Below are 13452 nucleotides of genomic sequence, written 5' to 3' on the forward strand. Positions count from 1 at the left end.
TGCCCTTTCCACCCATATCTTCGTTAAACTCGAAAAATTATCCTCAGTTAAGCGAGGGACGAGACTCCGAGATATCGATTATATGCCTCCGATATTTTTGCGAGTTTGTCTTGACTTGAGCAAAAATTGCTATTCTCTGACACCCTCCTGGGAACGTTTTTCTTACTTGGTCCCAAGATGTAATACCCGCGGCCTGACAGCCCGCCTCCCCGCGACACGTTGATAATGTATCGCCGGATATCCAAGGCCGATTACGCTATAGATCTCTTCATCAGCCGGGATTGCCATTGCTCTTCTCGATTTTACAGAGCGCCGCATGGCCTCGACTACAAAACCGATCAGACAGGTCCCAAGCCCAAGGGCGTGTGCAGCCAGCAAAATATTTTGGGTGGCCAGCATTGCATCCTCAGCCGGACAACTTGCATCTTTTTTGCCTGTAATGAGAATAGCTGCTGTCGCACCATGAAAGAGCCGATCAATACCGTCCACATCCCACTCTTGCAGGGCTTTTGCTACAGACTCATAATGGCCTCGGTAATATTCTCCGAGTTTGTCACCTGCCACTAGCCTGGCAATAAACCTATACAATGGGTTAGCCGCCTGAGAGTTAAGTTGCCGATAAAATTCCGCAGTCAGATTACCCAGTACCTCGACATCCGTTCGTTGAGGAAGAATAACAAAATTCCATGACTGGCTATTGGTTCCTGAAGGTGCGGTGGTTCCGATTTTCACCAAATCTTCCAGAATGGTAAGAGAGACATCCTGAGAACTATAATTTCTACACGATCTTCTGGAGCGCATCAACTGCACCAGTTTACCACAATCAGAACTACCGGGGCGTAGAGATTCCAGAAGTTCAGGAAAATTTTCAAATTCAAGACGGTCTATTATGCCATCTACCTGAACAGCACCCGTTGAACAGACTGCCTGGCAATGGCCGCATCCCATACATCCGTCTAGCAGGACTGAAGCCTTATCGTTCTCAATCTGAAACAATCGGTGAGGACATACCTTTTCACATAATCCGCAACCGTTACATGCTGTGTTGTCTATTACTACCTTATTCATCAATTCATCACTTTTTTAGGGGACTTGCTTTCTGTATCTTTTGCATCAGCAATTACAGGTATGATACCGGTAAGCTAAGCACTTATCCATACTAATGGTAAAAAAATGGTAACTATTCAACAGCACCCCACCTGCCCCCGATCGAGACGCTTCGCATAGGCATACTATAGCCAATCGTCCCGATCGGGGCCATCTGGAGCACTGCTAAACAGTTACGGCCTGCAAAAAAGGGTACGTATTAGGTTTTGACTGAATAGTTACAAAAAATGGTACAAAATACTCAGCCTCTGAAGTATTAACAAGTGTCCATACAGCCAAGCACCAACTCCCCAACTACAGAGACGAAAAAAAGATACTCATGCGTAACACCCTGACTCAGTTTAAAAGAAAATATGTGTATGATGATGTCCTCAGGGTTTGCCTGCCTCTGGTGCTCAGCATGTCTGCCACAACAGTTATGGAATTTACTGACCGAGCTTTTTTGAGCAATTACAGTATAGAGGCTATCTCTGCTGCTGTTCCTGCATCTATTACCTCGTTTTTGTTCATGGCATTTTTCGGAGGTGTGGGTGGGTACGTGGGTGTATTCATCGCCCAGTATTACGGAAGCGGAGCAATGGACCGGGTTGGTCGCGTTCTCTGGCAGGGCATCTACTTTACTATTTTTTCGGGTATAATCTTCTGGCTGCTCGCTATCTTTGCCACAACACCAATATTTAATCTGGCAGGACACCCTGTTGAGGTACGAGAACTCGAAGAAATCTATTTCTCAATATTATGTAAAGGGGGAATGCTCCATGTAGCAATGAGCACCCTCTCTGCGTTTTTTACCGGCAGAGGAATTACCAGGCCGGTAATGCTTATCACTATAGCTGCTGTACTTATTAATATCCCTCTGGATTATGCACTTATCTTTGGCAAATGGGGATTTCCTGAACTTGGCATAACCGGTGCCGGCATTGCAACAGTGAGCGCATGGGGGGTTAATGTGCTGTTTCTCGTTATACTGATATTTACTGAGCGTAACAACAAATTATACGGCGTATTATCAAACTTCGCCTTTGATTATGACGTGTTTAAGCGATTGCTGCGATTTGGCGTTCCCGGTTCATTACAGTTCACCCTCGACATCCTGGCTTTCACCCTGTTTGTACTTCTGGTCGGCAGGATTGGTAAGATTGAACTTGCCGCTACAAATATTGTGCTTTCAATTAATGCAGTGGCCTTTATGCCTTCAATGGGAGTTTCGCAGGGAATCAGTGTAATGGTCGGTCAGGCACTCGGCAAAGGAAAAGAAGTCGCTGCAAAACGGGCAGTCTGGAGCAGCATTCACCTCCTGCTCCTTTACATTCTGGCCATTGATCTTCTTTTTATATTCTTTCCAGAGATGGTACTTAAACCATTTATTCATGCAGGAAGAGATAGCGCGTCGATAGCTGCCATTACTGAGACAGGCACAACATTACTCAGAATTATTTCAGCATATCTCTTTCTCGACGCACTCTACATGGTGTTCAGTGGAGTATTAAAAGGTGCCGGTGACACCCGATTTCTCATGTGGAGTGTGGGAATATCGTCGATACTCTTTCTTGTACTGCCTGTCTATTTAGGAATTACCCGTTATTCAATGGGCATTGGTGGAGCGTGGATGTGCGTACTGCTCTTTATAGTTGTACTCTTTTTGCTTTCAGCCGGTCGATACAGAACAGGAAAATGGCAAAAAATGCTGGTTATCGAAAAAGAAGCACAAAGACATTGAATATCATTAATTTACAAATTCATTACTACAGGTCCAGGCTGATTATCAGCCAAATATACAAACACGTACCTTACTTGCACATGGATTCAAGTGCGCTTTTTATCGCCATCAGGTCAAACGGTTTATTGATTACTCCTGAAAAACCATAATCACTGAAATTTGCCATAATCGGGTCGGTTGAGTAGCCACTGGAAACCAGAACCTTAGCCTCGGGATCAATCTTAAGGATTTCACCCACCGCCTCTTTCCCCCCCATACCACCGGGGATGGTCAAATCCATTATGACCACGCTGTAGGGATTTCCGGCTTCAAACCGGCTAATGTACTCAGTTACTGCTTCCTGACCATCCTTTACATGAGTAGCCTCATATCCCAAATGGGCAATTAACTGGCAGGCGATCTCGCCAACCATCTCCTCATCATCCATAATGAGGACAGATTGTTTCATTGTATTGTCAGTCACTCGTCTCAACCTCCGACAGGATATTTAGCTTCCTGTAACTACAAATAGTTACTCGTTCAAGTATGCCAGATGAAACAAAGTACAGTCAAGTGATTTACCCAAGTTGTACAGTGATGTTCTTTTCACTCCACTTTGCAATGCGATAAGCATATGATATCCTATTACTACTATCGTCAACATATCCCGATACACTGCAATGATAAACAGAACAGGAAAAACCATACACAGGGAATTCTGGGAGAATCGTCTGGTCGAAATTTTTGACGAAGGTGATACCCGTTCCCTCTATTTTGGAGGCAGGTACCTGCAAAGCCGCATGTCACTCAGTTCACCGCATCTTCTGTCTCTGCTATATACGCATTACATGATGTTTGCTCTGCTTTTCAGGCAGGAATTAAGAAATATTCTCCTGGTTGGACTCGGAGCAGGCTCGCTTGTGCGATTTCTACATCACCACTTCCCGATGTGCAGTATAGATGCCGTTGATCACTCACCACATATTATAAATCTGGCACGTGGATATTTTCAACTGCCGGAAAGCAGTAATATTCACATCCACTGCTGTGACGGCTTTAGATTCCTTGCTAATACAAAGATAAGCAAAGCATATGACCTGATTCTTATTGATGCATTTGATGAACAGGGAATGTCTGCTCAAATTTATTCAGAAGATTTTTTTTCAATGTGCGCTAACGTCCTGCATCCGTCCGGAACATTGACCTGCAACATGTGGAGCGGCAATACACAATATCTGTCGGAGATATCCTCTATATTAAATACCTGCTTTACCGGTCGGGTTGTTCTTCCGGTGCCGAAACGGGGGAATGTTATAAACCATCTAAGGAAGCAGTCAGTTGACTGGTCAGATATTCATCGCAGTAGACAGGAACTCCTTACCCTCCTCGAAAAATTCAATATGAATTTCCCTCAAATGGTCAATGTTGCAGAAAAACACAACCTCAACCTGGGCCAGCGCATGATGCAATTGTTCTCAAACTTCTCTCTCCACTAAGTTCATTTAATTCAATGACATATATCAATAATCAAAAAACACTTTGCCATTCTTTTCTCTCTCCTGATACCATATGTAGAGCAGATTTTCTCCCGCGTAGCTGTGGTTGAACGATCATTGTTGATAGTCGCCTGAATCACATTGCAGGAGGCCTTTGTATATTTTCATATAATCCGAGAAACGCCATTGTACCTGCTTGTCACCTCATTGATTCTGGCCATAATCATCTTCGGGGGAATTCTCTATTTGCATTTCCTCGAGCCTTCCTGGGAAGAATTTTACCAGCAGGCCATCGAACCGTATAAACGAGAGCTGTACCCCCAGGCCGAAGAGCTGGCAAAAAAAGCCCTGGAAGCTGCCGAAAAACCACGGGTCCCGAAATATTATGGAATAATCGTTTCTTCGGATCTGTTAGCACGCATGCACATGGCTCAAAAACAGTATTTATCTGCTGAGAACTATTTCAAAAGATCCCTTGAGACCCGGCAAAAACTTTATGGCCCGGACTCTCCCGAGGTAGCTAAAGGGTTAAACAATCTTGCCAAAGTATACCTCAAACAAAATTTGTATCAGAACGCCCAGGCAATCTACAAACAATCACTGGAAGTGTTGGAAAAATCCGAGAACACCGATCAGGTGAGTATTGCAAAAGTATTGACACATCTTGCCGGCACATATCTGCTACAGGGGGTTTTCGATCAGGCGGAACCTCTTTACAGGCGCTCGTTGAAAATCCTTGAAAAATCTCTTGGCGAAAATCATACGGACCTCGTTGACAATCTGCAACAACTCGCCCGGGTTTACTTGGCAAAAGAACTTTACAAAGAGGCGAAACCATTCAACCAGCGAGCTATAGCCATTATTGAAGAAGAATACGGCTCTGAGCATCAGAAATTAGTACCAAGTCTCACTGCCCTCTCTGAAACATACATCATGATGGGGCGTCCTAAGCGTGCCTTACCTCTACTTAAACGCTCATTGATGTTGAGTGAAAAAGTGTTCGGCATTGAGCACCCTGCGGTACTTGCCAACCTGAAAAGTCTGGCAGATTTGTATAGCTCCGAGAAAGACTTTCATGAAGCAGAACCACATTATAAGCGTATACTCTCGATAACCGAAAAAACTTTTGGGAAACAACATCCCGAAGTCGCTGAAGCACTGGACCTGCTAGCAGACAATTATCAGCAACTTGGCGACATGGATCAAGCCGAACTGCTTTATAAGCGCGCAGAGGAAATGCTCACTAATGAGCTTGGAGCTGACCACCCAAATGTGCAGAAACTTTCAGATAAGCTCATGTCTCTGCACAGTGAGTCTTAAAAAACGGCAACTATGCATGTCTTTTAACAGTTCCCTCCAATCTCGTACCCATCACGAATTCGTTCAAGCTGGTCGTGCAGATCGCCAATCTCCTTCTGCCAGTAGCTGCTGGTTCCAAAATCTTCAAGGACACGAGTCATACCATCCGCCGCTACCTGATGGGCACACCATGCCATATAATGAACAAAGCGCATGGCTCTAAGCGGCTCTATAAGCCGTAAGGTTCTTCTATCGAAATGATTAAACATTTCATACCCTTCAAGCAAAATATCAGTTTCGACAAATGCCTCTTCAAGAGTTCCAGGCAGTAACATCCAGATATCCTGAACGGCAGGGCCCATCACCATATCATCAAAATCTATCAGATAAAACGACTCACCCGGACGGTGGATTATATTGGCAAAATGGCAATCACCATGAATTCTGATCGGTTTGACACCCTCAAACATTGGGGTGATTTCGGCAATAATATCTTCGACAATCTGCTGCAACCCACCTTTCACATCATCCGGTACAACAGATCCATTCAATAAATAATCGAGTTGCTGGCGGGTTGAATGTGTCGGTGACATTACCGGCCTATGGATGGTTTCTTTCTGCATGCCGATTGAATGGACGCGCCCGAGTAACCTTCCTAGCTGCAGCCACTGATCATCATCGAACTCATCGAGACTGCGGCCGCCCCGCTTTGGAAATATAGAAAAATGTACTCCTTCAAAGGTGCCAAGTGTCTGACCATCAGGAAATCTCATCGGCGCAATCACCGGAATCTCCTGTTCTGCCAACTCAATCAAAAACTCATGTTCTTCCCGCAGTGCATCACCGGTCCATCGCCCTGGCCGGTAAAACTTGATAATCAACCCGGTTCCATCTTCCTGTTCGAGTTCGTACACTCTGTTGATGTAGCTGTTAAGCGGTCTGAACAGGTTAGTCAGATAGAGATCAAGCGTACGCTCTACAAGCCCAAGCACATTATTAGGGCCCAGATCCTGGAAGACATTATCGTTTTCATTCACACTTTCCTGCATTTTACCGCCTCTGATTTAACGTTAATAGCTATTTAGTTTCCAAACAAATAGTACTTCTTCTGGCCAATAGCTGCCGAAAAGTGTACACAATGCCGATAAATTCGACATTGCCTTTACTTTAACTATGCACATGCAACACGCCTCTAAACATACTACCATAATCCCCAAAAAGGGAATTTATTCAGTCTCAGGGTACTGCCTGAGTTGCCGGACTATTCATGGCCTGCCTATGGATGAGGCTATTCATTACGGCCGGGAACTGATACATCATTTCCAGCAAAACAAAACCATTGATCTGCAACCGGGCAGTGATTCTGACCCCCGCTTATCGACAGAGTACCTCTTTGGCAAGGCTCGTGGCAAGATGTTCGGCGTCCTCGTATGCAAAGACCTCTCAAATAACACAAAAATTCTTCGTGCCTTCTCCGGGCAATATAATGGGTTATGGATGGTCGAAGGCTGGATGCCGCCCTTATTTGATCTCGACACCTTTAACAGCACAAACGTGCCCGGCGAAAAAACAATAAAAGCGCTGGGCACTCAACTTGAAGCCTGTACACCCAAATCGGATGAATGGCGAGCCATACGTATACAAAGAAAACAGCTCTCGCGTGAATTGATGCAAAAACTGCATGCCATATACCGGCTAAAAAACTTTCACAACAATGAAGCCTCTCTATTTGAAGCCTATTCCGGCACCAATGGTATCCCTACCGGAACTGGTGATTGTTGCGGCCCGAAGCTGTTGAACTATGCGGCAGTCAACAATCTCACCCCCATTGCACTTGCAGAATTTTACTGGGGTCTCGATAATAAATCAGGTAGCAAAAAACATGGTCGATTCTACCCTTCATGCAGAGAAAAATGTGAACCTATCCTGGGCTATATGCTCTGTGGCCTCAAGAGACAATGACAGACACCAACAATAAACATATTCAGATTCTCTATGAGGATACCAGTCTTGTAGTGATTACCAAACCGGGTGGCCTGCTTTCTGTGCCTGGTCGGGGAGCTGACAAACAGGACTGTGTAACTACACGGCTGCAAGCGCTTTTTCCCAAGATGATCGCCCAACCATCTGTGCATCGGCTGGACATGTACACTTCAGGACTCATGGTGGTTGCAATCACTAAAGAAGCCCATCGCCACCTCTCCATTCAGTTTGAAAACCGCAGTGTAAAAAAAGAGTACACTGCAGTTCTTGAGGGGAAACCTACAGGCGCCTCGGGAGAAATCCAGCTTCCTTTCAGAGTTGATCTGGATAATCGTCCGATTCAGATTCATGACCCGATTCATGGCAAGATGGGAATAACCTTTTGGCAAAAGATACGCTGTCAAAAAACTCGTACCCGCGTAAAATTCACCCCCATAACAGGCAGAACCCATCAGCTCCGTGTCCATGCAGCGCATACACTTGGACTTGGCTGCCCAATTGTGGGAGACAGCCTCTACGGATCAGGAAAAGATGGGGATCAAATGATGCTCCACGCAAGCTATCTTGAATTCAGCCATCCTGACACCGGGCACGTTCTGAACTTTACATCAGCTGCGCCTTTTTAATGGGCATGCGAATCCATATGATAGAAAATATTGGTCTGTAATTACGCACGACCAATAGTCATACGACACGTATAAAAAAAACCTTAACACAGCTCAATCAATCAAGACGCTGTCCGGGTTAACGAAAACACAATTATCTCATTAACAGCAGAAAGGATTTTCCGCTTCTGGTATAGTAAAACCATGAACAGTAACTGGAATTATCACGACATTATTGATCTGGAATATTTTTTCCAGCAGGATACAGACTGCAGCACTTCCGAGTTGCATGAACGGGATAGAAATATCTATCTGGAACACATCTCCGCAGCAGATGCAAAATCACCACATTCTACGACTTCGTTCCTTAAAGTATGGCTGCAGGACCGAAAAGACAACAGGACTGAAGACGACCCTCTACCAGGAACAATCGCCAGAGAAGCATACAACCTGCTCCGTCTGGCGCTGATAGTTACAGGCTTAGTCACCGGTAGTACCGCAGGGATGCTCTTTTTTAGCTATACCGGTTCAACCCCTGTAAATGTGCTGCACTTTCTGGCGCTCTTTGTTGTTACCCAGGTCGCATTAACCCTTATACTCTTTTTGCGCGGAGGCCTTATTACACTTGGCCTGCGTTCAATCCCTCATTCCCTCACCACGAGCATATTAAGCAGCCTTTTTACCCGAACGGCCCGGTATCTCCAGCGCGAGGGAAACAAACAACTGAGCGCCAAGCGACGACTCACACTACAGGCAAACCTCGGCAGATTCAGTGTCGGCAGAGCCAGGTACGGAGAACTGTTTTTCTGGCCGATATTTCTGCTTATCCAGCTTGGTTCAATCTTTTTCAATCTCGGTTTACTCAGCTCCACTTTTTTCAAGGTTTCAGTAAGTGACCTTGCCTTCGGTTGGCAATCAACCCTGCAACTCACCAGCCAGAAACTCCATTCTATCGTCGGCTATATCGCCCTGCCCTGGTCCTGGCTTTTTGGCGAAGGTGCAGGCTACCCAAGCCTTGAAGAGGTTGAGGGCAGCAGAATCATCCTTAAAGAAGGTATCAGTAACCTCTTTACCCCTGATCTTGTTTCCTGGTGGCCATTTCTCCTGTTATGTGTTGTTTTCTATGGCTTATTTTTTCGGTGTGCTCTCTATCTTTTTGGAAAATATCGAGCCTACCGGGTGTCATCAGCATTTCAGCCGGACAGCCCATCAGCCAGGCAGGTAATCCGGAGAATGCAGACACCAGTGTTAACAACTCAGGCAATCCCCGACGCTGTTGAAACGAAAGCTTCTAAAGAAATACAACCTGCAGATACGCCTGCTGAAGAACTATATACAATTCAAACGAATCCGATACACCTGCTGATACCGGATGAAATTCATGACTCATGCGATATGCATCAACTCTCCATTCTATTAGCCAGGGAAGGTTTTGATGTTACCTGCACACACAGGTTTATGGTTGATTATGAGTCCGACCAGAAACTCCTGGCAGCTTTCAATACTGAAGACTGGAGTAACTCCGCAGGGATCATTATCCTGATGGAAGCCTGGATGCCGCCACTCGTCAGTTTTCAAAGCTACCTGAAAGAACTCCGCAAGCAGGTCGGCAGTTCACTTTCAATCATACTTCGATTAGTGGGTAAACCTACCGCAATCACCACTCTCACCCCGATACAGGATGAGACACTCCTGCAGGTATGGCGACAAAAAATCGAAAGTATTGGTGATCCATATCTTGAAATATCCGCATTGATTGATGAGGAAAACGTATGATACCTGCCCGCACATCACCTGAAATTGCTATTCTTGGGCACCCCAACGAAGGAAAATCATCGGTTCTGTCAACGCTCTCAGAAGATGACTCTGTTAAGGTAAGTGCCACTCCCGGCGAAACGACTGAGTGCCGTACCTTTCCTGTAATAATTGACGGCCAGGAAGTGCTCAGATTTACCGACACCCCGGGTTTTCAGAATCCTTCCCGTGTCGTTGTGGAAATGCGTAAAATTGCCGAAGCTGGTGGTGACAGTGTTGCACGATTTCGGGCCATGTTTAAAGACAATGAAGAACTCCACGATGATGTAGAGCTTATGCTGCCTGTAGAACGTGGAGCCGGAATTATCTATGTAGTTGACGGTTCACGACCTGTAAGAAATGTGGATAGGGCCGAGATGGAAATCCTTCGCCTCACCGGACGCCCGCGCATGGCCATAATTAATTGCAAAGACGACGATTTCGGTCACCTCGATAACTGGAAAAATGAGTTTCGCAAAAATTTCAATACCAACAGAGTTTTCAACGCTCACAGGGCAACCTACGCCGAACGCATCCTTTTGCTCGAAGCCCTTAAATCAATAGATCAGGACTGGCAGCCAACGCTGGATATTGTTGTCCGTGCATTTAAAGCCGACTGGGCCGCCAGAAATCATGCCACAGCCGACATACTGCTCTCCCTGCTCACAGAGTGTTTGCAATATCACGTAAGCGGGACCATTAGCGAAGGTACAGACTCAGCTATTTTAAAGGATCGGCTCAAAAACAGTTACCAGAAAACCATCGAAGAAAAAGAGCGTAAAGCTCATGAGCAAATCAGGACATTGTTCAAACATAACATCTTCAAATATCAGTTACCGCCCCATTCCATGCTCAATGAAGATCTCTTTAGTGAAAGGACCTGGCATCTGCTTGGGCTCAGCAAAAAACAGGTGGCCCTGGCCGGGCTGGTTGGTGGTGCAGTAGTTGGCGCTAAACTTGACCTGCTTACGGGTGGTGCTTCACTTGGGCTATTTACTGGAATTGGCAGTGCTGCAGGTGCTTTCGGGGCCATGTTCGGCGGCAAAAAATTGAGCTCGACCAGTAATATTCTGGGTCTGCAATTTGGTGGTGAAGAACTTAAAATAGGCCCAGCCACCAATATCAATCTGATGCTCATTTTACTTAATCGTGCCTTTTTATTTTACCAGCATACCATCAACTGGGCTCACGGCCGACGGGATTACACAACCACTTTACCTGAACCAGTCGATACTGCAGGCTCAGCAGGTTTGACAAACAACTGGACTTCGGATCAGCTTCGAATATGTAAATCGTACTTCAAAGCAGTCACTGAAAATCAGGAAGATCAGATTGTTGAGTCTGGTGAAAAGCTTACCACTCTGCTCACTGAGACATTGGCTGAAATCTCCAAACACGAATAACTGCCAGCTCTGCCTTTTCACCCTTAGGCAGTATTTTATCCTCTGATCTGAATACCTCCGGCTTAAAATATTTTTGTCACCTTCTCTTATGGTGTACCATGAAATTATGGTATTGAGTGAGCTGGACGAAACAGCCCTTGGGAGCTTCGCATGAGCCATTTTGACATAACCTATCTCTTCAAACTATCAGACACCTCTGAAAAGTTTTTTTCGCTGACTCTTGATGAATCCACTCTCAACCTGGTCAATACACCTGAGGTCGAAATGCCGTTCTGGGCAGAACTCGATTACCATAAATTTCCTCACTGTCCACTACCAAGCAAAACACTTCCCCATTGCCCGCTCACTGCAAGCCTGGTCCCTGTTGTCCAGGAATTTCAAGCAATCCTCTCGTATCAATCCACGTATCTTCAAGTAATTACCAGAGAGCGGATCGTGAGCCAGGAAACAACTGCCCAGAGGGCGCTCGGCTCATTCATAGGGATAATCATGGCCTGCAGTGGATGCCCCCACACTGAATTTTTCAAACCGATGGCCCGTTTTCACCTACCACTCTCAAGTGAAGAGGAAACTATCTACCGCTCCACCTCGATGTATTTGCTGGCCCAATATTTTCGTCATCAGGAAAATAACGAAGTCGACTTCTCTCTTGACGGGCTTGATCAAATATACACACATCTGCAAACGGTTAATGCCTATCTTGTCAATCGTCTGCGAAATTCCAGTAAAGCAGATTCTTATGTAAATGCGATTATTATGCTCGATATGTTCGCCCAGACCCTCCCCTATGTAATCGAAGATTCCCTTGAGGAAATCCGCCACCTATTCAGCCCATTCCTTAAAAATCCCCAACAGTCCGAATAAGGTAGAAATGGAGGAATTATTGGCCATGGAAAAGACTATTACAACCGAAAAAAAGCCGATAAAACTGTGGTTATCGGATATTGATATTGACACCCTGCAGCAGGCAAAGAATCTGGCAAACCTCCCGGGTTTGCACGATCACGTAGCGATTATGCCCGATGCCCATGTAGGATATGGTATGCCGATAGGAGGAGTCGCTGCCACAGAAGGTATTGTTATCCCCAATGCTGTCGGAGTGGATATCGGCTGCGGTATGTGCGCAATCCAGACTTCCCTGCAACAGGTAGAGAAGAAAACCCTGAAAAACATTCTTGCAGGTGTCAAAGCACTCGTCCCACGAGGATTCAAACATCATACTCGTGCCCAGGATCCCAAATATATGCCCAAACCACCACAAGGCATGACATTAAAAGAACTCCCTATCGTCTCACGCGAATTTGCCAGCGGCAGGTGTCAGGTGGGCACACTCGGCGGAGGTAACCACTTTATCGAAATCCAGCAGGATGAAGAAGAATTTATCTGGATAATGATACACTCAGGCAGCAGAAACATGGGTTACAAGGTTGCCAACCACTACAATAAGGTAGCTGGTGATTTCAATGCAAAACATGGAATGGCGATCCCGCCCGGGTGGCAGCTTTCCTATCTGCCTATAGATTCAAAACAGGGCAAACTCTATCTTGCCGAAATGAAATATTGTGTTGAATTTGCACGTGCAAACCGGGCATTGATGATGGATCGGGTTATTGATGTTTTTCAGCAATATTGCTCGCCTGTCAGCTTTTCAGAGATAATTAACGTGGCACACAATTATGCTGCCGAAGAGTACCATTTTGGAAAGGTCGTCATGGTCCATCGTAAAGGTGCCACGCGAGCCGGCAAAGGCGAGACAGGGATAATTCCAGGATCTCAAGGAACAACAAGCTATATAGTAAAAGGTAAAGGCAATCCAGATAGTTTTGCTTCATGCTCCCACGGTGCAGGCCGCAGGCTCGGCCGTAAGCAGGCGCAGAAGACACTCGATCTGCATCAGGAGATTGAAATGCTGGAGAAGCAGAACATTATCCACGCCATTCGATCACGAAGAGATCTTGAGGAGGCTGCCGGAGCATACAAGGATATCGAAGAGGTTATATCACGTCAGAAGGATCTAATCACTCCGATTACCAGACTAAAACCGCTTGCTGTGATAAAAGGATAAA

General features: G+C 45.7%; 12 protein-coding genes. 9 read left to right on the forward strand and 3 right to left on the reverse strand.

Features of this window, described 5'->3' with window-relative positions; translation table 11 throughout:
* Positions 1–162 precede the first annotated feature (162 nt).
* Positions 163–1068: a nitroreductase family protein gene (locus FCL46_RS17770; protein ID WP_136810473.1), complete on the reverse strand. Its 906-nt coding sequence runs from the start codon at positions 1066–1068 to the stop codon at positions 163–165.
* Between the two features lie 439 nt (positions 1069–1507).
* On the opposite strand from FCL46_RS17770, the gene FCL46_RS17775 reads away from it, so the two are divergent.
* The gene (locus FCL46_RS17775; protein ID WP_167506086.1) at positions 1508–2827 is read left to right on the forward strand and encodes an MATE family efflux transporter; all 1320 of its coding nucleotides are present in this window, start codon (positions 1508–1510) and stop codon (positions 2825–2827) included.
* Positions 2828–2897: 70 nt separating this feature from the next.
* On the opposite strand, the gene FCL46_RS17780 is transcribed toward FCL46_RS17775, so the two are convergent.
* A complete protein-coding gene (locus tag FCL46_RS17780) occupies positions 2898–3290 on the reverse strand; it encodes a response regulator (RefSeq protein WP_136810475.1) in 393 nt (130 codons plus the stop codon).
* 196 nt (positions 3291–3486) lie between these two features.
* On the opposite strand from FCL46_RS17780, the gene FCL46_RS17785 reads away from it, so the two are divergent.
* Together FCL46_RS17785 and FCL46_RS17790 are read left to right on the forward strand one after the other, a co-directional pair.
* Entirely contained in the window at positions 3487–4302 is an 816-nt protein-coding gene (locus FCL46_RS17785; RefSeq protein WP_136810476.1) for a spermine/spermidine synthase domain-containing protein, read from the forward strand.
* 186 nt (positions 4303–4488) lie between these two features.
* Complete coding sequence (locus tag FCL46_RS17790; protein ID WP_136810477.1) at positions 4489–5622, forward strand: tetratricopeptide repeat protein; 1134 nt, start codon at positions 4489–4491, stop codon at positions 5620–5622.
* A 23-nt stretch (positions 5623–5645) separates the two neighbouring features.
* Here the strand turns inward: FCL46_RS17790 and FCL46_RS17795 are convergent, their stop codons facing one another.
* Positions 5646–6638, reverse strand: a complete 993-nt coding sequence (locus FCL46_RS17795) for a serine/threonine protein kinase (protein ID WP_228723243.1) — start codon at positions 6636–6638, stop codon at positions 5646–5648.
* A 142-nt stretch (positions 6639–6780) separates the two neighbouring features.
* On the opposite strand from FCL46_RS17795, the gene FCL46_RS17800 reads away from it, so the two are divergent.
* The 6 genes from FCL46_RS17800 to FCL46_RS17825 all read left to right on the forward strand — a co-directional run bounded on the left by FCL46_RS17800 (position 6781) and on the right by FCL46_RS17825 (position 13451).
* Positions 6781–7563: a serpin family protein gene (locus FCL46_RS17800; protein ID WP_136810479.1), complete on the forward strand. Its 783-nt coding sequence runs from the start codon at positions 6781–6783 to the stop codon at positions 7561–7563.
* Positions 7560–8210 (forward strand): RluA family pseudouridine synthase, encoded by a 651-nt coding sequence (locus tag FCL46_RS17805; RefSeq protein ID WP_136810480.1) that lies wholly within the window; start codon positions 7560–7562, stop codon positions 8208–8210. Before FCL46_RS17800 ends, FCL46_RS17805 begins: the two co-directional genes overlap by 4 nt.
* Positions 8211–8393: 183 nt before the next feature.
* On the forward strand, positions 8394–9965 hold the full coding sequence (locus FCL46_RS17810) for a DUF2868 domain-containing protein (RefSeq protein ID WP_136810481.1): 1572 nt from the start codon (positions 8394–8396) through the stop codon (positions 9963–9965).
* The gene (locus FCL46_RS17815) at positions 9962–11386 is read left to right on the forward strand and encodes a GTPase/DUF3482 domain-containing protein (RefSeq protein WP_136810482.1); all 1425 of its coding nucleotides are present in this window, start codon (positions 9962–9964) and stop codon (positions 11384–11386) included. The genes FCL46_RS17810 and FCL46_RS17815 overlap by 4 nt, the downstream gene beginning before the upstream one ends.
* Positions 11387–11536: 150 nt before the next feature.
* Positions 11537–12250: a DUF6901 family protein gene (locus FCL46_RS17820; protein WP_136810483.1), complete on the forward strand. Its 714-nt coding sequence runs from the start codon at positions 11537–11539 to the stop codon at positions 12248–12250.
* Positions 12251–12275: 25 nt separating this feature from the next.
* Positions 12276–13451, forward strand: a complete 1176-nt coding sequence (locus tag FCL46_RS17825) for an RtcB family protein (protein WP_136810484.1) — start codon at positions 12276–12278, stop codon at positions 13449–13451.
* Position 13452 lies beyond the last annotated feature (1 nt).

The sequence above is a fragment of the Desulfosediminicola flagellatus genome (genome assembly GCF_005116655.2).
Taxonomy (GTDB): domain Bacteria; phylum Desulfobacterota; class Desulfobulbia; order Desulfobulbales; family Desulfocapsaceae; genus Desulfopila; species Desulfopila flagellata.

Bases quoted from the DNA above. Each gene is read 5' to 3' on its own strand.
- FCL46_RS17770 (WP_136810473.1), bottom strand. From the start codon at position 1,068: ATGAATAAGGTAGTAATAGACAACACAGCATGTAACGGTTGCGGATTA.
- FCL46_RS17775 (WP_167506086.1), top strand. From the start codon at position 1,508: ATGTCTGCCACAACAGTTATGGAATTTACTGACCGAGCTTTTTTGAGC.
- FCL46_RS17785 (WP_136810476.1), top strand. From the start codon at position 3,487: ATGATAAACAGAACAGGAAAAACCATACACAGGGAATTCTGGGAGAAT.
- FCL46_RS17800 (WP_136810479.1), top strand. From the start codon at position 6,781: ATGCAACACGCCTCTAAACATACTACCATAATCCCCAAAAAGGGAATT.
- FCL46_RS17805 (WP_136810480.1), top strand. From the start codon at position 7,560: ATGACAGACACCAACAATAAACATATTCAGATTCTCTATGAGGATACC.
- FCL46_RS17810 (WP_136810481.1), top strand. From the start codon at position 8,394: ATGAACAGTAACTGGAATTATCACGACATTATTGATCTGGAATATTTT.
- FCL46_RS17815 (WP_136810482.1), top strand. From the start codon at position 9,962: ATGATACCTGCCCGCACATCACCTGAAATTGCTATTCTTGGGCACCCC.
- FCL46_RS17820 (WP_136810483.1), top strand. From the start codon at position 11,537: ATGAGCCATTTTGACATAACCTATCTCTTCAAACTATCAGACACCTCT.
- FCL46_RS17825 (WP_136810484.1), top strand. From the start codon at position 12,276: ATGGAAAAGACTATTACAACCGAAAAAAAGCCGATAAAACTGTGGTTA.